The sequence below is a fragment of the Mesorhizobium sp. UC74_2 genome (assembly GCF_042701485.1).
GTDB lineage: Bacteria > Pseudomonadota > Alphaproteobacteria > Rhizobiales > Rhizobiaceae > Mesorhizobium.
Map to the genome: position 1 here is coordinate 4709671 of NZ_CP170562.1, position 20303 is coordinate 4729973.

A 20303-nucleotide genomic window follows, 5' to 3' on the forward strand; every position below is an offset into this window, starting at 1 on the left:
ATCCGCTCCATGATTGGAGCATGCGCATGCGATTTCCCGGCTGGATGTTCACCTTTGTCGTTGTCCTTTTCATGCACGGCGTGGCCGCTGCGGAGCCATGGCCGACGGCCGACCCGAAAGCCAGCGGCTGGTCGATGCAGGGACTTCAGGCGGTGGAGGAAGCCTCGAAGGCGCTGAAGCCGGCGGCCTTCCTGATCGTGCGGGACGGCAAGACGGTTGCCAGCTGGGGCGATGTGAGCGCCAAGATCAACGTCGCCTCGGTGCGCAAGAGCCTGCTCAGCGCGCTCTACGGCATCGCGGTGTCTGAAGGGCGCATCGACCTGTCGAAAAGCCTGGCCAGCCTCGGCATCGACGACAAGGCGCCCGGCCTGACCGACGTCGAGAAGGCGGCGACGGTGCGCGATCTCCTGATGGCGCGCTCGGGCATCTACCATCCCGCAGCGCATGAAACCAAGGACATGAAACGCAAGCGTCCGGAGCGCGGCAGCCACGCGCCGGGATCCTTCTGGTTCTACAACAACTGGGATTTCAACGCGCTGGGTTCGATCTACCGCAAGCTGACCGGCGAGGACATCTTCCAGAGCTTCGAGACGCGGATCGCCCGGCCGATCGGCATGGAAGACTATGCGCCCAGTGACGGCCACTATGTGACGGAGGCCTCCTCGGAGCATCCCGCCTATCCGTTCAAGCTCAGCGCCCGTGATGCCGCCCGCTTCGGCCAGCTCTACCTCAACGGCGGCACATGGGCCGGCAGGCAGATCGTGCCCACCGCCTGGGTGAAGGAATCGACGACGGCCTATTCATGGACGAAACGCGGGCGGCAGGGCTACGGCTACATGTGGTGGGTGTTGCCGCCAGAGCAGTGGGGACCGGGTGCCGCCTATGCCGCCGGCTTCGGCGGCCAGATCATCGCCTATGTGCCGGCCAGGAAACTGGTGGTGGTGCAGATGGTGGACCTGAAGCAGACGCCGAAGGGCATCAGGACCAGCGACTTCATCAAGCTGCTGAAGCAGATCACGGACGCTGCGCCTTAGCACGCGCAACCGGCAGGCACCTCACACCCTGACCGTGCCCATCTACCACCTGTGCCGTGATCCCGCGCAGGCCGAGCGCATGCGGCCATGGTTCAGCAACGCCAAATCGAAGGTGGACGCATGGGCGAATGCAGGACCGCAGGGATGACGTGAACGCCGAGCTGACCAGTTGGATCGAAATCGCGGCAACAGGCGAACCGGTTGCCAACAAAGGTTCTGACAGTTTTTGTCGGGTTTCCGCGATTTCAGGTGATCCGGCGGTCCATCCCCGGCGTAATCCCTTTGCTTTGCGAGAACCGGGGCTTGCGAGGGGGATGGACATGCGCGCACTTGTCTCGTCGTTCATGGTGTCGATTGTGGCTTGCGGAATGGCCATGGCCGACGGGATCGAGGGCAAATGGAAGCGAGGCGACGGCAACGCGCTGGTGCGCATCGCACCCTGCGGCAACAAGGTCTGCGCCACCAATCTGTGGATCGGCGACACCAGCAAGGGCGAGGCGACCGGCGACCGGCTGGTGATGTCGCTGACGCCGGGCGCCGCCGGCAGCTACTCGGGCACGGCCTACGATGCCAAGCGCAAGCTGAACTATTCGATCGTGCTGACGCCGCGAAAGGGAGGCCTGCTCACCCGCGGCTGTTTCGTCGGCAAACTGATCTGCAAGGACGTGTCATGGACCGCGGCCAGATGACGTCATGACCAGCAGTTCCATCATCGTGCTTTTCCGCAACGACCTGCGGATATCGGACAACAAGGCGCTCGCCGCCGCCGCGGACACCGGCAGGCCGGTCATCCCATTGTTCATTCTCGACGAAGCGGGTGCGGACGCAAGGCTCGCAGGCGGCGCCAGCCGGTGGTGGCTGCATCACTCGCTGGCCGCGCTCGGCAAGGCGATCGAGACGCTCGGCAACCGGCTGCTGTTGCGGGCCGGCGCGACCGACAGCATCGTGGCGGACACCATCAAGGCGAGCGGCGCCGACACGGTGCTCTGGAACCGGCGTTATGATCCGGCTGGAATGGCCGTCGACGCGGCGCTGAAGAGCCGCCTGCGCGCCGATGCATTGCAGGCCGAGAGCTTCGACGGGTTCCTGCTGCACGAGCCGTCGCGCGTGGCCACGCAATCGGGCGATTTCTACAAGGTGTTCACGCCTTTCCACAAAAGGCTGGCAGCGGACGGCGAACCGCGCGACCCGGTCGATGCGCCGAAGCAACTCGCACAATGCGACACGACACTGCCCTCCGAACGCCTGGACGCGCTCGGGCTGCTGCCGACGCCGGACTGGGCTGGCGGGCTGGCCAAACGCTGGACGCCCGGCGAGGACGGTGCGCTGGAGCGGCTGGAGACGTTCCTGGACGAACGCATGGCCAGTTGCGCCGAAGGGCGCGACAGGCCAGCCCAAGGCGCCACCTCCGGCCTGTCGCCGCATCTCGCGCATGGCGAGATCACACCGTTCCGGATCATGGCGGCGCTGCGGCGCAGGCGGGGACGCGGCGCCGAGAGCTTCGCCAGGGAACTGGCCTGGCGCGAATTCTGCTACCACCTGCTCTTTCATCGCCAGGCATTGCACCGCGAGAACTTCCGTCCGGAATTCGACACCTTCGCATGGCGCAGCACACCGGATGCCCTGAAGGCCTGGCAGCGCGGACGGACCGGCTATCCGATCGTCGACGCCGGCATGCGCGAACTGTGGCAGACCGGCTTCATGCACAATCGCGTGCGCATGATCGCCGCCTCCTTCCTGATCAAGGACCTGCTCATCGACTGGCGCGACGGCGAGGCCTGGTTCTGGGACACGCTGGTCGATGCCGATGCCGCCAACAACCCAGCCAGCTGGCAATGGGTGGCCGGATCGGGCGCCGATGCCGCGCCCTATTTCCGCATCTTCAACCCGGTGCTGCAGGGCGAGAAATTCGACCCGCAGGGCAGCTATGTGCGGCGCTGGGTGCCGGAACTGGGAAAAATTCCCGACCGCTTCGTCCACCGCCCCTGGGAGGCACCGGCAGCTGTGCTGCGCGACAGCGGCCTCGATCTCGGCAGGGACTATCCGCAGCCTATCGTCGACCACGCGCAGGCAAGAGAGCGGGCAATGGCGGCCTATCGGGCGACGCGCGGCGATGACTGATCCAATCGCGCGGCCGGCGCGTATCTTCTGCACATGCGCCGATGTGCCCGGGACAACGCCGCGGCCATCGGAACATGCGCCAGCCACCGGGAGACGACGCCGTGACCTACATCGTTGCCTACATCGCCTCGCTGATCGTGTTCGGCGCACTCGACGCCATCTGGCTGACCACCATGACCAGCCGGATCTACCGGCCGGTGCTCGGCGATATCCTGCTGAGCGACTTGCGGGTCGCGCCGGCGCTCGCCTTCTACCTGCTGTATCCGGTCGGCCTCGTCGTCTTCGCCGCCATGCCGGCGCTGCGCGCGGGATCGGCGGGAACAGCGCTCGCCCAAGGCGCGCTGTTCGGCCTGATCGCCTATGCCACCTACGACCTCACCAACTATGCGACGCTGCGCAGCTGGACGCTGCAGATCACGCTGATCGACCTCGCCTATGGCACGGTCGTCGCCGGCCTGACCGCGCTGGCCGCCTATCAGGCGGCGCGCTGGGTTGCGGGGTGAGGCTGTTCAACCTCGCGTGGGCGCCAGCCGGTAGTGGCTGACACCCCAGGCCGTGCCGTCAGCATGGCCGAACAGGCCTGACGTGGCGAGGAAGAACAGGCGCCAGCGGCGATGCCAGAGGGCGGACTCCTTGCCGTAGACCTCGCGCAGGATCGTGTCGATCTCGTCTGCCCTGGCTTCGAAATTGGCGAGCCAGGCATCCGCCGTGTGACGGTAATGCTCGCCGCTCCAGCGCCATTCCTGCTCGACGGTGAAGCTCTCTGGAAACGCGTGTATCAGGCCATGGCTCGGCATGAGGCCGCCGGTGAAGAAGTATCTGGCGATCCAGTCGGCGGGATTGTCGCTGTCAAAGCGATAGGGCGCCACGGCATGGCTGAAGACATGGATGAAGGCGCGCCCGTCCGGGACAAGCCAGCCCTTCATGCGCGCCAGCAGCAGCCGCCAGTTCGCCATATGCTCGAACATCTCGACCGAGACGACACGGTCGAACCTCTCACGGATCGTGAAATCATTCATGTCGGCGGTGATGACCGTCAGGTTGTTCAAGCCGCGTCTGGCCGCCTCCATGAGGATGAAAGCGCGCTGCGAATGCGAATTGGATACGCAGGTGATGCGGGCGTTGCTGAAGCGCTCGGCCATCCAGAGCGACAGCGAGCCCCAGCCGCAGCCGAGTTCGAGGATCGCCTGCCCGTCGCGAAGGCCGGCATGTTCGGCCGTGCGTTTCAGCGCCAGTTCCTCGGCTTCGGCGAGCGTGGTTGCGGAAGACGCGAACAGGCAGCACGAATACTTGCGGCGCGGCCCGAGAACCAGGCCGAAGAAGCGCTCGGGAAGCTCGTAGTGCTGGGCGTTCGCGTCTGCGGTGTGGATGGCGACAGGGTAGTCCGACATCGCCTCCGCGAACGCGCGGTCCGTGCCCTCCGCCGAGGAGCCGAGGCGGCGATCGGTGCGCGCGACCAGCAGGCCGATGGCGCTTCTCAGCACGGGATCAGGCCATGGAAACGCTTCGCCCAGTTGCGCGGTGCGGTCGATCAGTCCCATGAAGTCACCCGTGGTTTCATGCCCGGAGGCAAGGGAAAGAAAGTGCTGGTACGCCGCTGATAGGCCCGATAGGCATCGCCGCGCGTGGCCAGCATGTGCTCTTCCAGCGGCGGAACGCCGGACACATAGGCGAGCACCCAGTACATGCAGACAGGGGCGGCAAGGGCCAGCCAGCCCCACTGCCAGGCGCCGATGGCCAACAGCGGATAGGCAAGCCAGCCGAACCACTCGAAGAAATAGTTGGGGTGGCGCGACCAGCGCCACAGCCCAATTTCACAAACCTTCCTGCCACGAATGTCTGGGCCTCGGTTGGCCGGGTCGGCGGCGAAGCGGCGCAGTTGTGCATCGGCCGTCGCCTCGCCGATGATCGCAACCGCCATGATCGCGACCGCAAGCCAGTCCTGCGGGCGCAGAGCGGGTTCCGGATTGGCTGCGGCCAGCACCATGGCGAGGCCGAGCGGGATGCTGACCAAGGCCTGCTTCTGCAGGAGGACAAACATCTGGCGCGGCGCATCCGCGCCCCAGCCCTGCAGCAGCCTGGCATAGCGCGGATCATCGGTGATGCCACGCGTGCGCCGGGCGATGTGCAGGCCGAGCCGCAGCGCCCACAGGCAGGTGAACGCCGCCACCATGGCGCGGCGTGACGCGAGCGCGTCCGAACCTGTGGGCGGCAGGAGCGCGCCAGCCAACCCGACAAGGCCCACGCTGAAGGTCCACACCGTATCGACCCAGCCGGAATTCTTCGTCCGGCGCCATGCCAGCCAGGCCAGGCTCATGCCGCCACCCAGCGCCAGGGCGATGCAGAGGAGCGTGACCAGGAAGAGTGCGGGAGTCACGGCTCAGCGCTCCCTCACAGCCGGATCAGCGGCTGCAGCAGGCGGCCGAGGCGGCTCTGCAGGCGGATATTGCCCTGCAGCGCGACGATGCAGATACAGGGCTCGCCGTCGCAGACGACGGGCTTGTGCTCCATCGTTTCGTCGGCCTCGTCGAAGTCGCCGGGGCCGTAACGACCGAAGGCATGCTCGAAGGCGCCTTCCAGCACGCAGGTCCATTCATAGCCGCTGTGCTTGTGGTGCGGCAGCTTCGTACCCGGTGCGGCCTTCAGCATGAAGACCTTGATGCCATCGACCTCGGGAACGGACACGGAGCGCTGGCGAACGCCCGGCCCGACCCAGCGCCACGGCCCCAGCGCGTAGTCGTCGAGCGGGTCGGCCTGCGCGGTGTCCGCCGGCAGAACGCGTTCGTTCTCGATGAGCCGCAGGGCAACCTCCAGGGCATCGGCCTTCATCGCCACCGCCGGCGCCTGTTCCAGCAGAGCACCGCCAACGGCCTCGAATCGCGCCACCTCCTCGCGGCAGGCCGGGCAGCGGGCAAGATGCATGGAGACGATCAGCGCGCGTGCCTGGTCGAGCGTACCCGCTGCATACAGGGCGAGCGTCTCTTCGCTCGGGTGATGGGTGATGTGGTCGTTCATTGCAGTTCACCAAGCCGGTCGCGCAGGCGCTGCAGGGCAAGCCTGATGCGCGACTTCACAGTGCCAAGCGGAATGCCGAGCAGTTCCGCGATCTCGGAATGCGCGAGCCCGTCGAAGAACGACAGCCGGATGACCCGGGCCTGTTCTTCCGGCAGCGTCGCCATGGTCGAGCGGACAAGACCTTCACGCTCGGCGATGAGCAGATGCTGCTCGGGCTCATTCAGATCTTCCTCGTCCGGCTCGTCCTGCTCCTCCAGCCAGACGGCGGCGCGGCCTTCGCGCCGGATGATGTCGACGCTGACATTGCGGGCGATGGCGTAGACCCAGGCCGATGCGCTGGCGCGGGCGGGATCGAACTGTGCCGCCTTGCGCCACAGCCGGAGCAGCGTTTCCTGGGCGAGGTCCTCCGCCCGGTCGGTGCTGGCGCCCCGGCGCATCATCATCGCCTTCACGCGCGGCGCGTAAAATTCGAACATCGCCGCGAAGGCCGCCCGGTCCTGGGTTGCCGCGATGCGCGTGATCAGCCGGGCTGGATCGAATTCCACCATCACGTCGCAATATAGGTCCAAGCGTGCTGCGGCTGGCAAGAGATCACCACAATGCTGTTTCCCGTCGACTTTCCGACCGGATTACGCATGGCCGCGCGATTTGGATCACCCAAGCGATTCCGCAAAATCAGAGAATTGGAGCGTTTCCGCGTTTCCGCGAAAAACGGAAACGCTCCAGCCGTGATCCGATCGCACGCGCGGCACGTATCTGGTTGCGACGGCCGCTTTTCCCGGCCGCCGCAGGCAGGGGTGAAGCATGCAGCAGGCAAGAAAGCGCATCGCCGTGATCGGGGCAGGCATCTCCGGCCTCTCGGCGGCATGGCTCCTGGGGAAAAAGCACGAGGTCGTGCTCTATGAACGCGAAACGCGCCTCGGCGGCCATTCCAACACGGTGATGGTGAAAGGCGCGCCGGAGCCGGTGCCGGTCGATACCGGCTTCATCGTCTACAACGAGACGACCTATCCCAACCTGACAGCGCTGTTTTCGCATCTCGGCGTGAAAACCAAGGCTTCCGACATGTCGTTTTCGGTGTCGCGCGACGCCGGCCGGCTGGAATATTCCGGCGCCGGCCTCGGCGGCCTGTTCGCGCAGAAGCGTAACGTGGCCAATCCGCGCTTCTGGTCGATGCTGCGCGACCTTGTGCGCTTCTACCGTTCCGCTGCCGCCGACCTCGCCGACCTGCCCGCCTCGCACACGCTGGGCGACTATCTGCAACGCGGCGGCTATGGCGCAGCGTTCCGCGACGACCACCTGCTGCCAATGGCTGGCGCGATCTGGTCGGCGCCGTGCTCTGCCATCCTCGGCTATCCGGCCTGCGCCTTCATCTGCTTCTTCCATAACCATGGCCTGCTGATGCTGAACGGGCGGCCGCAATGGCGCACGGTCGACGGCGGCAGCATCGCCTATGTGCGCAAGCTGGCGGACGCCTTCAGCGGCAGCATCCGCCTCGGCGCCGACATCGCCGCGATCACCCGGCACGGCAGCCATGTCACCATCGCGGAGCGACAGGGCCGCAGCGAGCGCTTCGACGCAGTGCTGATCGCCACCCATGCCGACCAGGCGCTCGGACTGCTGGCCGACCCCTCATCCGAGGAACGGGCACTGCTCGGCGCCTTCCGCTACAGCCGCAACGATGCGGTGCTGCACACCGACACCAGCGCCATGCCGCGCCGGCGCGCGGTGTGGTCGAGCTGGAACCATGTCGACGGCAGCGCCGGCGACGATGCCGCCAGCGTGACCTACTGGATGAACCGGCTGCAGGGTTTCGAGACACCGCAGCCGCTGCTGGTGACGCTGAACCCGCGGCAGCTGCTCGACGAGTCCAAGGTGCTGCGTCGCGAGACTTATCACCATCCGATCTTCGACCGTGCCGCCATCGAGGCGCAGAGACAGTTATGGACGCTGCAGGGCGAGCGCCAAACCTGGTTCTGCGGCGCGCATTTCGGCTCCGGCTTCCACGAAGACGGGCTGCAGTCAGGCCTGGCCGCCGCCGAGGCGCTGGGCGGCGTGGCGCGGCCGTGGTCGGTCGCCGGACAATCGTCCCGCATCACGCTGCCGGAGAACTGGATGCAGGCACAGCAGCCAAGGGAGATCGCGGCGTGAGCGGATCGCTGCTCTATTTCGGCACCGTATCGCACCGCCGGCTGCGCCCGCGCCCGCACGCGCTGCGATACCGCCTGTTCTGGACGCTGCTCGATCTCGACGAGCTGGCCAGCCTGCCGAAGCGCAGCGTGCTGTTCTCCTACAACCGCCGCAACCTGCTGAGCTTCCACGACAGGGACCATGGCGACGGCTCGGGCGCGCCGCTGCGCCCCCAGGTCGAGCGCATCCTTGCCGACCACCGCATCGTCTTCGATGGCGGCGCGATCCGCCTGTTCTGCATGCCGCGCGTGCTCGGCTACGGCTTCAACCCGATCAGCGTCTATTTCTGCCATCAGCGGGACGGCCGGCTGGCGGCGATCGTCTACGAGGTGCACAACACGTTCGGCGAACGGCACAGCTACGTGTTCGACGCGCGGGACGGAAAGCAGCCCTCCGCGCATGGCTGCGACAAGCGCTTCCATGTCTCACCCTTCATGGACATGGGCATGCACTATGAATTCCGGACCCTTTTGCCGGCTGACCGTTTCGCGCTGGCCATCCGCGGCGCCGATGAGGACGGCACGCTGATCCATGCCTCGCTGGCGGGAACCGCCGCGCCGTTCGACAGCGCCGGCCTGACGCGCGGACTGCTGCTTTATCCGCTGCTGACGCTCAAGGTGATGGCGGCGATCCACTGGCACGCGCTGCTTCTGTGGCTCAAAGGCATCCACATCCGCCACAAGCCGGCGCCGCCGCAGGAGCCGACGACGCCGGTGCGGGCCTCACAAGATCAAACCGACGTCACGGCAGAGGCGTCAAACGCTCTTCGTCGCTCGGCAGCTTGACAGTCACGATGCCGGCCAGGGCGCGCCGCCATCCGGCTCGTGGTGCTCGGGCATCTGCTTCAGCTGGTCTTCGGTGAAGGCGGTGACGGCGTGAACCTCGCCGTCTTCGTCGCGCATCAGGTCGAGCTGGCCGGCGCGCAGTGCCACCGGCTTGGTGCCGATGCCGAGGAAGCCGCCGACATCGACGATGACCTCGCTGTCGCGACCGGCGCCATGGACATGGGAGATGGCGCCGAGATTGGCATCGTCCAGGCCGTAGACCGTGACGCCGGCCAGGGTGGCGGAGTTGATCTCGGCCGCGGTGAGACGGACATGATTGGTGTGGTCCATGGTTGTCTCCTTTCGAGCGTTGTCCTTTTCAGGCTCAGACAACCCCAACCATCGAGCCGACCGCCCGTTCCGAAAACCTGTGCCGGATGTCCTCGCCGCCGCGATCCGCGCGTTGCGGCATGGCCTGCTCAGAACCTGGCACCGGCGTTGATCGCAAAGCCGTGGCTGGCGCTGCTGCGGTTGCCGAACAGTCCGCGATACTCCAGACGCAGGGACAGGTCCTGCATGGTCTGGATGTCCAGGCCAAGACCGAGCAGGAAGCGGTCCCTCGCCGTTCCCTCGGCCGAGGCCGTGAAACCCGGCCCGGCGAAGATGTCGGCATAGTTCATGACGACCGAGCTGCCCGACTCGAAATCATGCTGGTATTCGAGCCGCAGCTTCGGGGTGACGGAACCGAAATCGACCGGGTATCTGTAGTCCAGCGTGACGCCGATGTTGCCGGTCTTGCTGCTGATGTCCTGTTCGCCATAACGCAGCGCATAGATCGCATCACCGGCTTCCGTGTAGGCCCCCAGCGTCGCCTTCGCCACATCGAGCCTTCCGTATGGCGTGATGCGCCATTGGTCGAACCGAAGCCTGGCGCCCGCGGAGATCGAGGCCAGCCACTGTCCGCCGTCACGGTTGCCGGTGACGAAATTTCCGTTCTGCGTGACGTAGCGCAGCGAATCGAAATTCAGCCACTGATAACCGGCCAGGCCGTCGATGAAGAACACGTCACCCGGGTGGTAGCTGGCGTAGACGACGGAGGTGTAGCTCTCGCCCTTGCTGCGGCTGCCCCTGTCGCCGATGTCGGTGTCGTCGCGGCCGTAACCGAAGCCCATGCCGAGCGTCAGGTCATGGTTGAGGCGATAGTCGATCCCCGTGCTGAGGCCGGTAGTCCTGAATTCGTAACCGGCATCGCCGTCACCCTTGCCGATGGCGATGGACCCTGCGGTCCACAGAGTGAGGCGCGCCCGGCGGCCGACGGCCGGTGCGGCATCGCCGAAAGCACTCCTGAACGGTGCCGTCAGGTCCGGTTTGGCCTGCAGGGCGCAATCCGGCTGCAGCGGCCGGCAGACCGTGTCGTAGCCCAGCGTGATGCCCTGGACGAAGCCGATCCCTTCCCCCAGCGGCTGCGTGGCGTCATCGTCGTGCAGGCCGTCGAGACGCTGCTGGAAGTTGCTGACCTGCGATGTCGCGAAGCGCCGCGCGGCCTGGGCCTGGGCCGCCATCATGCCGGTGACTTCCGGATCGGTGGTCGGATCGACCCGCGGCTGAACCGCGATCGTGACCGTTGCCGGCGCCGAGGTCGCGAAGTCGTTGGTCAGCGTGTAGGTAACAGTCACGGAACCGCCGAAGCGTGCGTCGGGCGTGAAGGAGAGATCGAAGCCGTTCAGCGCGGCCGTGCCGGCATTCTCCGGCGCCACCGATATCAGGGTGGCTGCCTTGAATGGTCCGCCGGCCGCCATCCTGGCGAGGTTGATCATCGTCGGCTGTCCGGCCACTGCCGAGACGCTTTGCGGCGCGGGGACCGGCAATGGATCGACCGTGACCGTCACCGTTGCCGGCACCGATGCTCCGCCCGGTCCATTCGCCACATAGTCGAACGTATCGGTGCCGGAAAATGTGGCGGCCGGCGTGTAGGTTATGACAAAGCCGGAAACGCTCGTCGTACCGTTTGCCGGAGCACGCGATACGGCAATCGAGGTGATGGAGCCGGCATCATTCCTGGTGACATCGACATCCACCGGCTTGCCGCCCATGGTGTGGGCCGTGTCGGCCGACACGGCTGGTACACCGTCGGCGATCACCAGGGAATAGTTCACCGTCCGGGTGCCGGGCGTTCCCGCGGTGCTGTCGGTGGCCGTCACCGAGATGCTGAAGGTGCCTGCCTTGTCCGGCGTGCCGCTCAGCACGCCGGTGTTGCGGTCGAGCCCGACGCCTCCCGGCAGGCTGCCCGAGACCTGGTAGGTATAGGGCGCGATGCCACCGCTCGCGGCGATGGTCGCGGCATAGGGTGTGCCTTGCAAGCCGCCCGGCAGGCTGGATGGTGTGACACTCACTTCTGGCGTCGCGACGACCAGCGTGTAGCCCTGCGTGACCTTCGCCGGCGTCCCGCCGGTGCTGTCGGTGACCTCGATCGACACCGCGAACGAGCCCGCCTGCGTCGGCGTGCCCCGCAATTCGCCGGTGCCAGGGTCGAAGCCGAGGCCGGACGGCAGGCTTCCCGACAGGGCGTAGCGGTAAGGGGCAATGCCGCCGGTAGCCGAGATGGTCTGGCTGTAGGCCCTGCCGGCGGTGCCTTGCGGCAGACTGACCGGGGCGAGACTCAACGCCGGAACACGGACGCCCAGTGCGTAGCCGATACTGGCCGACTGCCCGAACGCATCGGTGGCCTGTATGGTGAGCGGGAAGGAACCCGCCTCGGTCGGTGTACCCGAAATCACTCCTTCTATGAGCGTGAGCCCGTTGGGAAGCCGACCCGACTGCAGCACATAACCATAGGGTGCAACGCCACCATTGGCAGATAGCTGGACCGAGTAGCTCGCGCCGGCCGTCGCGTCTGTGAGAGCCCCCGGCGTGATGCCGAGGTTTGGCGCTGCAACCGTCAACGAGTAGCTGTTGGAAACGCTGAAAGGCGCGCCGCTGCCGGTCGTAGCGTCGGTCGCAACTATGCTGATGGGGTAGGTTCCGGGCTGTCTCGGCGTGCCGCTCAGCGTACCGCCGGAAAAAGCCATTCCGGCAGGCAATGCTCCACTCACGGCATAGCTGAAACTGCCGGAGCCGCCGGACGCCGTGAAGGCCTGCGAGGAGGTTTCGCCGTAACGCAGCGCGATGACGCCGCCGGCCGGCGACAGCGTCAGCGTCGGCGCCGCCACCTGGAGCGTGATATTGCCGTTGACAGGAAAGGGCCCGGTGCCGGTGCTGGCATCGGTTGCCGACACGGCGAGCTGGAAGCTGCCGACCTCGGTCGGCGTTCCGGAAATGGTGACGCCGTTCGCGCCGGTGCCGCTGACGGCGAGACCCGCCGGAAGCCCGGTTACCGCGACCTGCGTGTAGGGTGCGGCGCCGCCCGTGAAGGTGAAAGTCTGCGTGAACGGCCTGCCGGCCTGCGCCGACAATGAACCGGTGGGTGCGACCGCCGTCACCGGCGGCGTGACGGTGATGCTGACGGTGGCCGGCGCCGATGGTCCGGCCTCGTTGCTGGCGGTATAGGTGAAGGAATCGGGACCCGCATAACCCGGGACGGGCTGATAGGTGATCGATGTGCCTGACGGAAGCGCCACGCCATGCGCGGGAGGCGATGCCACGGCGACGGAAGTCGCGACACCGCCGCCGAAGCTGAGGGTAATCGCATTGGCACCGCTGCCATAGGCGACCGTGGCGGAGGCCGGGTTGGCGACGGGCGGGGTATCGGTGATGGTCAGCCGGTAGCTGCGCGTCCCGGTATAGGGGCCGGTGCCGGTGCTGCCGTCGCGCGCCGTGACCGTGAAATCATGGACGCCGGGCGTTGCGGTCGTTCCCGAAATCTGCCCGGTGCTGCCGAGTGCCATGCCGGAAGGCAAGGCACCGCCGGTGACGGCGTAGGTGTAGGGCGCCGTGCCGCCGCTGGCCGGATTGATCATGGCGGAATAGGCGGTGCCGACAATGCCATTGGCCAGCGTCGTTGCCGGCAGGACGATGGCGGCCGGATCGACGGTGAGCGTATAGGCGCGGGCGCCGGTCTGGTCGTTGGCGTCGGCGGCCGTGATGGTGAAGCCGAAGGATCCGCCGGCCGTCGGCGTTCCACTGACCGTGCCGCTCTGTTCGTCCAGCTGCAGCCCCGCCGGCAATGCGCCGCCGGTGCGGGTGAAACGATAGGGCGCGATGGCGCCGGAGGCCGACAGCGTCTGCGAATAGGGAAGACCGACGGTCGCGGCGGTCAGCGTCGTCGGCGTCACCGCTATGCTCGGCGGCATCACGACGAGCGAGAAAGCCTGCGTCGAGTCAATCGCATTGGCATCGGTGGCGCGGACGACGAAGTTGAAGGTGCCGCTCTGCGTCGGCGTGCCGGAGACCTGTCCGTTGGAAATCGACATGCCGGTGGGCAGCGCACCGCTGTGCAAGGCAAAGGCATAGGGCCCGGTACCGCCAGTCGCTGAAAGCGCTTGCGCGTAGCTCGTGTTGTAGGCGGCATTTGGCAAGACGCCCGGGCTGACCGAGATGACGACGAAGTCGACCGAATTGCTGGTGCTGGTCGATGCGAGGTTGGTCAGTCCCGAGGCACTCGCCACGCCTTCGGGAATTGTCGCTATCACCGTTCCGCTTCGCGTCATGCCGCTGACGGCGATGGTGTAGGTGGTGCCGGAGCCGCTGACGGTGGCGGTGGTGGCGCCGGCGGTGCCGGAAAGCTGGACGCCGGTTCGGGAAAACCCTGTCACCGCCCGCTCGAAAACGGCCGTGAAATTGACGGGGGCGGCGCCGGTCGGGCTGGCCTGGCCGGCGCCGTTGTTGATCGTGACGTTGGGCCGCGTGTTGACGATCAGGTTGCTGCCCGTCGCCGTGCTCCTGTCGCAGGCGGCGTTGCCCAGGAACTCGGCGGTGACCGCGTGGTTGCCGACAGGCAGCGTCGCGGTCGAGAAATCGGCATAGGAGTCGCCGGCACGGTCAGGCCGGCTGTAATTCAGCCCGGCGGTGGTCGACTGCGGACCCACGGTGATCTTGACGGAACCGCTCGGGGCCTGGCCCCCGTCGCAACCCATCGACGACACCCTGGCGCGGATCAGCACGGTCTGGCCGGGCAAGGCAGGATTGGGCGATGAGGAGACGCTCGTGGAGGTGCCGCCACCGCCCTGCTTCGTCGCGGTGGCGTAATTGGTGGTGAAGTCGAAATTGCCGCCGGTGCGGGTTCCGGTGAAGCGGATGTTGTCGCCGAACTGCCCGGTGGTGTTGTCCGTGGCAGTGGTCACATAAGAGCCCCTGCAGTTGAACGGAATGACGAAGCCGCTGGGTGGAATGGCGTCGCAGGTGATCGGCACACCCTTGATGTTGGAACTGGTGGCGTTGATCGACCGTATGTTGACGGAGCCCGGCGTGATCCTGATCGAATAGGTCATGGTGACGCCAGCGCCGGTGTAGGTAGCCGGCGAAATGGTGAGGGTGGCCGATTGCGAGAAGGCGGCCGGCGACGAAGCCAGCAGGCAGAAAAGCGCGATGCAAACCGCAAGGCCTGCACGGAAAGCAAGGCACAGCCGTGCCGCACGCTGGCCGCACGCGGCAACGTCATCCAGAACAAACACTTGAACCACCCCAGCACTCGCCGCGATCGCGGCCGGATCCCCATCCGATGGCCGCTTGAAACACGAGTCCTGCGAGGAGTCAGCAAGCCAATGGGCGGGCTTCCTGAAAAGGCGCCGCTTTGAGACGCTCGATCAATTGTTTCGCGAAATATCGAACATCCCGGCCGCGCGATTTTCCGGAACGTGGAAGTAACCAGACGCGTTGAGCCAAGATTGCCTGCTTGATCGGGCGCTGCCGTTTCGAAACGGATTTCGCTGCCGTGCCCGGTGGCGTATAGGCATGAATGGGAGAAGCTTTATCCACGCATGACCATACCGAGACTCTACTATGTGACAGCCGGGCTGGACCCGGACACGGCCTTTGCGACCTGGAGCGCGGTGTTGTCGCCACTGTTCGAACCGCGGCCATGGGCGCGCAGCAAGAGCCTGCCCACCGGATCGGCCAATGGCGCTATCCTCGGCGATATGATCATCGCCAAGGTGGCGTTCGAACCACAGGCATTCCTGCGCGACGCCGAACGCATTGCCGTCACTCCGGGCCACATCCTGCTGCATCTCTATATGAGCGGCGGTTTCACCGGAATGATTTCGGGGGAGCAGACCTCGATCGGACCCGGCAAGGTGGCGGTGATCGATCTTGCCCATGAGGTACGGACGCGTGCGTTCGCTTCCAACACGCTGTCGCTTGTCGTTCCCCGAACGATGCTGCCCGATATGGCACCCGGCACGCTGAAGCCACGGCTCGACGCCGCCCGCAACGAATTACTTGCCGCACACATCCGCTCGCTGCAGGAGCGCAGCATGCAGATCTCGGAGGAGGAAGTCGGCGCCGCCGTTGCCGATACGGCGGAGTTCCTGAAACGTCTGTTCACGCAGCCGGACCACCTGGCGCAGAATGCACGCAATGCCGAGGAAGACCTGTTGTCGCTGGCGCAGGCGGTCATCCGCGATCATCTTGCCATCGGCAAGCTGTCTCCGGATTTCCTGGCCGACAGGCTCGGCATTTCGCGCGCCTCGCTGTATCGGGTTTTTGCCCCACATGGCGGCATCATGCGCTATGTGCAGGAGCGCCGGCTGATCGCGGTGCGGGCAGCGTTGAGCGATCCGCTCGAAACCCGCAAGCTGTCGCGCATCGCAGCCGATCTCGGCTTCAACAGCGAAGCCCATTTCAGCCGCGCGTTCCGCCAGCGCTTCGGCATCACCGCGAGCGACTATCGCAGGACGCAGCTCGAGGCTTCATTGCACACCCAGCTGACCAGTCCGGAAGTCGTCAACCAGTGGTGGGTGGATGTCGCCACGCGGGCGCGACCGGCAGGTACCTAGCGGCGGCCAGCGAGCGCATTGGAAACAACATGAGGCTCAGGATTTCGCTCGGACCGCCCGCCACAGGCCGAACAGGAAGATCGCGCCGCCGAGTACGAAGGTGGGCACGAACAGCTGCAAGGCTTCCCAATCGCGCCATTTCAAAGAAAAGCCGGTGCATCCGGTCGGGCTCATGCCGCACGCGAAGGCATTGAGCAGATACCAGCCGGCAAAGGTAGCGCCGAAGATGACCGCGCCGAGGATCATGAGGATGATTGCGGATTTCATGCCTGCTGATAGCGGCAGGCGGGGTTCGGGGCAATGTGAAGGCGCCGGGTAACGCCGGCCTCGATGGAGAGCCCGCCCGGGTCGAGGGACTGGCGGGCGATGGTGCTGTTCGGCGCGCCGTCACGGTCTTCCTGACCATCGCGATCATGTTCCTCGCGGTTGCAAGCGATATGTGGCGCTGACGGATTGGCCCAGTCGGTCGCACCTTGACGGCGCCGGCGTGGTGGTTTCCAGTCGCGGCAACCGACAGAGAGGCGGCATATGGAAAAGATCATCCTGGACTGCGACCCCGGGCACGACGACGCCATCGCCATCCTGCTGGCGGCCGGCAATCCGGCCATCGACCTGCTCGGCATCACCACCGTTTCCGGCAACCACAATGTCGAGAACACGACGCGCAACGCGCTGTCGGTGTGCACCGCCTATGGCATCAAGGTGCCGGTGGCGAAGGGGTCGCCCGGGCCGATGCTGAGCGAGCAAGTGCTGGCGATCGAGATCCATGGCGAGACCGGGCTGGACGGCCCGGCGCTGCCGCCGGCTTCCTTCGAGCTGGACAGGCGCCATGGCGTGGACTTCATCATCGACACGGTGATGGCGCATGAGCCGAAGACGGTGACGCTGGTGCCGGTCGGCCCCTACACCAATATCGGCCTCGCCGCCCGCAAGGAGCCGCGCATCATCGAACGGGTGAAGCGGGTGGTGGCGATGGGCGGCAGCTATACGCGCGGCAACATCACGCCCGCCGCAGAGTTCAACATCTATGGCGATCCGGAAGCCGCCGACGTTGTGTTCCGCGCCAACTGGGACGTGACCATGGTGGGGCTGGACCTGACCCACCAGGCGCTGGCGACGCCAGAGCTGCAGGACAGGGTGCGCGCCGTGGGCGGGCCGATCAGCCAGTTCATTCTCGACATCTGGGACTTCATCGCGACGACGCATGGTGGCCTGCTGCAGATCGAACATCCCGCCGTGCACGACGCCTGCTGCGTGGCGGCTCTGATCGACCCGAGCGTCTTCACCACCGAGAAAGCCGACATCCGCGTCGAGATCGCCGGCCGGTGGACGAAGGGCATGACCGTGTGCAATTTCGAGAAGATGGGCGGCATGCGCCATTTCGGCGGCACCGCCAGCGAGCAGATGAACTTCCGCCACACCGTGGCAATGCAGCTCGACCACGCCAAGTTCTGCGACCTGATCGTGGATGCGCTGGAGCGGCTGACGGTGCGGAAGGGGTGAGTGGTCAGAGCTCCTGCGCCAACCCGATGAGCAGGCCCTCCGGCCCGCGGATGTAGCAGAGCCGATAGACGTCCTGGTAGTCGACGACCTCGCCTTCGAGCCGCGCGCCATGCTTTTGGAGCCGTTCCAGCGTGTCGTTGAGGTCATCGACGGCGAACATGACGCGCAGGTAGCCGAGCGCGTTGACCGGGGCGGTGCGGTGGTCGGCGACGACGGCCGGCCGGATGAAGCGGGAGAGCTCGAGCCGGCTGTGGCCATCCGGCGTGCGCATCATGGCGATCTCGACATGCTGGTCGCCGAGCCCGGTGACACGTCCGGCCCATTCGCCCTCGATCGTGGCACGCCCTTCGAGCTCGAGGCCGAGTTCGCGAAAGAAATCGACCGCCTTGCCGAGGTCCTCGACGACGATGCCGACATTGTCCATCCGTTTGAGCGCCATGTCGTGATCTCCAGATTGCCGGTTCTTTTCGGAGAATGATCTTTTCCAGAAACCGGTTCCCACTTTTTGGGATCATGCCCTTGGCGGCAAGACTGATCGCGCCGCCTGCGGATGGTCAAGCATGTTCGGCCCCACGCCATGCAGCCACGCCGGCGCGTTCGCGAAACTCAATCCGGCAGCATGTGATCCGCCACGCTGTAGCTGTGGCTGGCCTGGTAGGCGTTGCGACCCCGGTTCATGTGGGTGAGGTTGAAGGTGCGGATGGCGCGCAACGCACGGGGATTGGCAATGAATTCGCGGATCGAGGCAGCACCGCGCAGCTTGACGATGAACATGTCGGGGCCGCTCGGGAAGAACCAGCTGACGTCCTCCGGCGTCATGACGCTCTGTTCCAAAAAGGCTTCGTCGAGTTGGCCGGGCGTGGCCGAACCATCGCTGGTGAAATCCGACAGATGCACGATGAAGCGGGCGCGGACATCCTCGCCATCGGCATAAAGGGTGAACAGCTCCATCCAGCTCGCATTGACGCGGACGAGCGGCTTGTCCGAGGTCGACGGCAGGCAGGATACCGACCAGTAGAAACGCTCGGTCCGGCGCGGGATCGGGATGCAGGCCGGGCCGTAGAGCTTGAGCAGCTCCAGCACCTGCTTTCCTTGCGGGCGACGCAGCAGCTTCTCGAAGCGGGCGGCGTATCTGAAGCGCTGTTCAAGGGATTCCGAGCGCTCGGTGGTGTCGGGCAGGTCGATCTTGCCTTCGAGCCAATCACGCTGCTGGTCGAGATCGAGGAACTGGCGAAGACCGGTGGAGCGGATGGGTTTGGCCATTCAGGCATCCTGCGACAAGTATGTGCCCACCATTGTAACACCAACCCACGCAATGACCGGAATGGGACTGTCTCCAGACGGTCCGCCTTGGATCGTTCAGGATGGAATAGCAGCCGTTGAGTGAGCGGCAACGACGGCCAACCTGGGCTCCAGAGCCTGATGCCCAGGGGCTTTTTCCTGCTCTGCTTCAACGACAACGACCGTACCGATCGCGATAGTAGCAACGATCATATCGGCGGTCCCTTTGACTCCATTGATCGGCGCGGCGGCTCCTCTCGTTGCGTTCGCTTATGTTGCCCACCACCGCGCCGCCCACGCCGCCGGCGGCGGCGCCTATGGCAGCACCTTCCCATGAGCCGCTTGCCAGGCCACCGATTATCGCGCCACTGGCCGCACCGATCCCGGCTCCCTTTTCAGTCTGGCTGCACGCTGTCAGCGATAGGCAAACCAGCAAGCCTGAAATGACCTTCTTCATGTCTCATCCTCGTTACTCGAGCAATCAGGCACGGTTCATGTGTTGAAGCGCCGCACTGCCAGGATGCCTATGGCTGCCCACAATTACGGGTGCATTACGGCTGGCAAGACCACTTGAATTCGTGGTTTCCCAAGGTCGGCAGCGCGCATCCCGAGCCTGTAACTTTGCCGCAAGGCAAGCCCTCTACTGCGAGAAAGCAATTTTGACGTCGCGCTATCAGGCGACCATCGCAACCGGGATTTATTGAATGAACGTTCGCAGCAATTCGACCCATCTCGCGCGCCCTGGTTCGCTGGAGGTGACGGTCGTACTCGTTTCCTATTTCGGGCTGCTGGCGATTATGTCCGCCTTCATGCTGCGGATACCTGATGACCAGGCGGCCTTTCGCGGCAATTTTGGGATGGCTGGAAATGGCATTGTTGCTGTTCTCGCGTTTACCGCCGCGTTCTCCATCCGCATCGGCAATTTTCGAGCCTTTGGCTTCCGGACGGTTCCATGGAAATGGATGCTGGCTGGTGCCGCAATAGGATTTGCCGCCTACGGCGCTAGCCACGTTATGGAGAGCGTCTATTTCCTGCTCGTCACCGAAGTGAACACCCAGGCTGATTTCCAGGCTGGAGCCAAAGAAGGGATCGTGCCTTTGCTCATCCTGCTGTTCACAGGCGCTCTTCTTACACCAATTGGCGAGGAACTGGTGTTTCGCGCGGTCGTCGCCAACGCATTGAACCGTTATCCAGCGGGAATTGGTGTTGTTGGCAGCGCTCTGATTTTCGCCGCCGCCCACGGGCCAAGCGTCATCTTTTTCAACGCATTTCTGATCGGAATCCTCACAGCTTTCTTATTCAGGAAGACGTTGTCTATCTGGCCCGGTCTTGTTGTCCACGTTGTCTTCAACGCGCTCTGGCTCGTCACCTACGCACTCGCCTGACTGCCCTGGAGCGTTTCCGTTTTTCGCGGAAACGCTCCAGCCTTTTGTTTTTACGCAATTCCGGACGGAAAACCGTTA

Annotated in this window: 20 protein-coding genes; 9 read left to right on the forward strand and 11 right to left on the reverse strand. The window is 65.3% G+C overall.

Annotated elements, in window-relative coordinates; translation table 11 throughout:
- Nucleotides 1-26: 26 nt before the first annotated feature.
- The 4 genes from ACFJIU_RS22905 to ACFJIU_RS22920 all read left to right on the forward strand — a co-directional run bounded on the left by ACFJIU_RS22905 (nucleotide 27) and on the right by ACFJIU_RS22920 (nucleotide 3658).
- Nucleotides 27-1034: a serine hydrolase domain-containing protein gene (locus ACFJIU_RS22905; RefSeq protein WP_379063844.1), complete on the forward strand. Its 1008-nt coding sequence runs from the start codon at nucleotides 27-29 to the stop codon at nucleotides 1032-1034.
- A 320-nt stretch (nucleotides 1035-1354) separates the two neighbouring features.
- Nucleotides 1355-1723: a DUF2147 domain-containing protein gene (locus ACFJIU_RS22910; RefSeq protein ID WP_379063846.1), complete on the forward strand. Its 369-nt coding sequence runs from the start codon at nucleotides 1355-1357 to the stop codon at nucleotides 1721-1723.
- Nucleotides 1724-1727: 4 nt separating this feature from the next.
- Nucleotides 1728-3155: a cryptochrome/photolyase family protein gene (locus ACFJIU_RS22915; RefSeq protein ID WP_379063848.1), complete on the forward strand. Its 1428-nt coding sequence runs from the start codon at nucleotides 1728-1730 to the stop codon at nucleotides 3153-3155.
- Between the two features lie 101 nt (nucleotides 3156-3256).
- Nucleotides 3257-3658 (forward strand): DUF2177 family protein, encoded by a 402-nt coding sequence (locus ACFJIU_RS22920; RefSeq protein WP_379063850.1) that lies wholly within the window; start codon nucleotides 3257-3259, stop codon nucleotides 3656-3658.
- Nucleotides 3659-3664: 6 nt separating this feature from the next.
- On the opposite strand, the gene ACFJIU_RS22925 is transcribed toward ACFJIU_RS22920, so the two are convergent.
- Genes ACFJIU_RS22925 through ACFJIU_RS22940 form a run of 4 tightly spaced genes read right to left on the reverse strand, consistent with a single transcriptional unit; the run spans nucleotide 3665 to nucleotide 6739 of the window.
- Nucleotides 3665-4696: an SAM-dependent methyltransferase gene (locus ACFJIU_RS22925; protein ID WP_379063852.1), complete on the reverse strand. Its 1032-nt coding sequence runs from the start codon at nucleotides 4694-4696 to the stop codon at nucleotides 3665-3667.
- On the reverse strand, nucleotides 4687-5532 hold the full coding sequence (locus tag ACFJIU_RS22930; protein ID WP_379063854.1) for a DUF1295 domain-containing protein: 846 nt from the start codon (nucleotides 5530-5532) through the stop codon (nucleotides 4687-4689). Before ACFJIU_RS22930 ends, ACFJIU_RS22925 begins: the two co-directional genes overlap by 10 nt.
- A gap of 14 nt (nucleotides 5533-5546) precedes the next feature.
- Nucleotides 5547-6170, reverse strand: a complete 624-nt coding sequence (locus ACFJIU_RS22935) for a ChrR family anti-sigma-E factor (RefSeq protein WP_379063856.1) — start codon at nucleotides 6168-6170, stop codon at nucleotides 5547-5549.
- Nucleotides 6167-6739: a sigma-70 family RNA polymerase sigma factor gene (locus ACFJIU_RS22940; RefSeq protein WP_379063858.1), complete on the reverse strand. Its 573-nt coding sequence runs from the start codon at nucleotides 6737-6739 to the stop codon at nucleotides 6167-6169. The genes ACFJIU_RS22935 and ACFJIU_RS22940 overlap by 4 nt, the downstream gene beginning before the upstream one ends.
- 235 nt (nucleotides 6740-6974) lie before the next feature.
- On the opposite strand from ACFJIU_RS22940, the gene ACFJIU_RS22945 reads away from it, so the two are divergent.
- Both ACFJIU_RS22945 and ACFJIU_RS22950 read left to right on the forward strand, forming a co-directional pair.
- On the forward strand, nucleotides 6975-8321 hold the full coding sequence (locus tag ACFJIU_RS22945) for an NAD(P)/FAD-dependent oxidoreductase (RefSeq protein ID WP_379063860.1): 1347 nt from the start codon (nucleotides 6975-6977) through the stop codon (nucleotides 8319-8321).
- Nucleotides 8318-9145 carry a DUF1365 domain-containing protein gene (locus ACFJIU_RS22950; protein ID WP_379063862.1) on the forward strand — a complete coding sequence of 276 codons (828 nt, stop codon included), beginning with the start codon at nucleotides 8318-8320 and terminating at the stop codon, nucleotides 9143-9145. Before ACFJIU_RS22945 ends, ACFJIU_RS22950 begins: the two co-directional genes overlap by 4 nt.
- A 3-nt stretch (nucleotides 9146-9148) precedes the next feature.
- On the opposite strand, the gene ACFJIU_RS22955 is transcribed toward ACFJIU_RS22950, so the two are convergent.
- Nucleotides 9149-9475, reverse strand: a complete 327-nt coding sequence (locus ACFJIU_RS22955; RefSeq protein WP_379063864.1) for a PRC-barrel domain-containing protein — start codon at nucleotides 9473-9475, stop codon at nucleotides 9149-9151.
- Nucleotides 9476-9603: 128 nt separating this feature from the next.
- Nucleotides 9604-14733 (reverse strand): putative Ig domain-containing protein, encoded by a 5130-nt coding sequence (locus tag ACFJIU_RS22960; RefSeq protein WP_379063866.1) that lies wholly within the window; start codon nucleotides 14731-14733, stop codon nucleotides 9604-9606.
- A 306-nt stretch (nucleotides 14734-15039) separates the two neighbouring features.
- Between ACFJIU_RS22960 and ACFJIU_RS22965 the strand changes: the two genes are divergently transcribed.
- Nucleotides 15040-16056: a helix-turn-helix domain-containing protein gene (locus tag ACFJIU_RS22965; RefSeq protein WP_379063868.1), complete on the forward strand. Its 1017-nt coding sequence runs from the start codon at nucleotides 15040-15042 to the stop codon at nucleotides 16054-16056.
- Between the two features lie 36 nt (nucleotides 16057-16092).
- On the opposite strand, the gene ACFJIU_RS22970 is transcribed toward ACFJIU_RS22965, so the two are convergent.
- The gene (locus ACFJIU_RS22970; protein WP_379063869.1) at nucleotides 16093-16323 is read right to left on the reverse strand and encodes a hypothetical protein; all 231 of its coding nucleotides are present in this window, start codon (nucleotides 16321-16323) and stop codon (nucleotides 16093-16095) included.
- Entirely contained in the window at nucleotides 16320-16598 is a 279-nt protein-coding gene (locus ACFJIU_RS22975; protein WP_379063871.1) for a hypothetical protein, read from the reverse strand. The genes ACFJIU_RS22970 and ACFJIU_RS22975 overlap by 4 nt, the downstream gene beginning before the upstream one ends.
- Between ACFJIU_RS22975 and ACFJIU_RS22980 the strand changes: the two genes are divergently transcribed.
- On the forward strand, nucleotides 16585-17559 hold the full coding sequence (locus ACFJIU_RS22980; protein ID WP_379063873.1) for a nucleoside hydrolase: 975 nt from the start codon (nucleotides 16585-16587) through the stop codon (nucleotides 17557-17559). The two genes, ACFJIU_RS22975 and ACFJIU_RS22980, sit on opposite strands and share 14 nt — an antisense overlap.
- Before the next feature lie 4 nt (nucleotides 17560-17563).
- Here the strand turns inward: ACFJIU_RS22980 and ACFJIU_RS22985 are convergent, their stop codons facing one another.
- The 3 genes from ACFJIU_RS22985 to ACFJIU_RS22995 form a co-directional block, all read right to left on the reverse strand.
- The gene (locus ACFJIU_RS22985; RefSeq protein WP_379063875.1) at nucleotides 17564-17998 is read right to left on the reverse strand and encodes a VOC family protein; all 435 of its coding nucleotides are present in this window, start codon (nucleotides 17996-17998) and stop codon (nucleotides 17564-17566) included.
- 167 nt (nucleotides 17999-18165) lie between these two features.
- Nucleotides 18166-18822, reverse strand: coding sequence for a hypothetical protein (locus ACFJIU_RS22990; RefSeq protein WP_379063877.1), 657 nt, complete (start codon nucleotides 18820-18822; stop codon nucleotides 18166-18168).
- A 187-nt stretch (nucleotides 18823-19009) separates the two neighbouring features.
- The gene (locus ACFJIU_RS22995; protein WP_379063879.1) at nucleotides 19010-19297 is read right to left on the reverse strand and encodes a YMGG-like glycine zipper-containing protein; all 288 of its coding nucleotides are present in this window, start codon (nucleotides 19295-19297) and stop codon (nucleotides 19010-19012) included.
- Nucleotides 19298-19544: 247 nt separating this feature from the next.
- Between ACFJIU_RS22995 and ACFJIU_RS23000 the strand changes: the two genes are divergently transcribed.
- Nucleotides 19545-20225 carry a CPBP family intramembrane glutamic endopeptidase gene (locus tag ACFJIU_RS23000; protein WP_379063881.1) on the forward strand — a complete coding sequence of 227 codons (681 nt, stop codon included), beginning with the start codon at nucleotides 19545-19547 and terminating at the stop codon, nucleotides 20223-20225.
- Nucleotides 20226-20303: the final 78 nt, after the last annotated feature.

Coding starts and splice junctions, on each gene's coding strand:
- ACFJIU_RS22985 (WP_379063875.1), bottom strand. CDS start 17,998: ATGGCGCTCAAACGGATGGACAATGTCGGCATCGTCGTCGAGGACCTC.
- ACFJIU_RS23000 (WP_379063881.1), top strand. CDS start 19,545: ATGAACGTTCGCAGCAATTCGACCCATCTCGCGCGCCCTGGTTCGCTG.
- ACFJIU_RS22925 (WP_379063852.1), bottom strand. CDS start 4,696: ATGGGACTGATCGACCGCACCGCGCAACTGGGCGAAGCGTTTCCATGG.
- ACFJIU_RS22910 (WP_379063846.1), top strand. CDS start 1,355: ATGCGCGCACTTGTCTCGTCGTTCATGGTGTCGATTGTGGCTTGCGGA.
- ACFJIU_RS22935 (WP_379063856.1), bottom strand. CDS start 6,170: ATGAACGACCACATCACCCATCACCCGAGCGAAGAGACGCTCGCCCTG.
- ACFJIU_RS22915 (WP_379063848.1), top strand. CDS start 1,728: ATGACCAGCAGTTCCATCATCGTGCTTTTCCGCAACGACCTGCGGATA.
- ACFJIU_RS22980 (WP_379063873.1), top strand. CDS start 16,585: ATGGAAAAGATCATCCTGGACTGCGACCCCGGGCACGACGACGCCATC.
- ACFJIU_RS22945 (WP_379063860.1), top strand. CDS start 6,975: ATGCAGCAGGCAAGAAAGCGCATCGCCGTGATCGGGGCAGGCATCTCC.
- ACFJIU_RS22995 (WP_379063879.1), bottom strand. CDS start 19,297: ATGAAGAAGGTCATTTCAGGCTTGCTGGTTTGCCTATCGCTGACAGCG.
- ACFJIU_RS22990 (WP_379063877.1), bottom strand. CDS start 18,822: ATGGCCAAACCCATCCGCTCCACCGGTCTTCGCCAGTTCCTCGATCTC.
- ACFJIU_RS22970 (WP_379063869.1), bottom strand. CDS start 16,323: ATGAAATCCGCAATCATCCTCATGATCCTCGGCGCGGTCATCTTCGGC.
- ACFJIU_RS22905 (WP_379063844.1), top strand. CDS start 27: ATGCGATTTCCCGGCTGGATGTTCACCTTTGTCGTTGTCCTTTTCATG.
- ACFJIU_RS22975 (WP_379063871.1), bottom strand. CDS start 16,598: ATGATCTTTTCCATATGCCGCCTCTCTGTCGGTTGCCGCGACTGGAAA.
- ACFJIU_RS22955 (WP_379063864.1), bottom strand. CDS start 9,475: ATGGACCACACCAATCATGTCCGTCTCACCGCGGCCGAGATCAACTCC.
- ACFJIU_RS22965 (WP_379063868.1), top strand. CDS start 15,040: ATGACCATACCGAGACTCTACTATGTGACAGCCGGGCTGGACCCGGAC.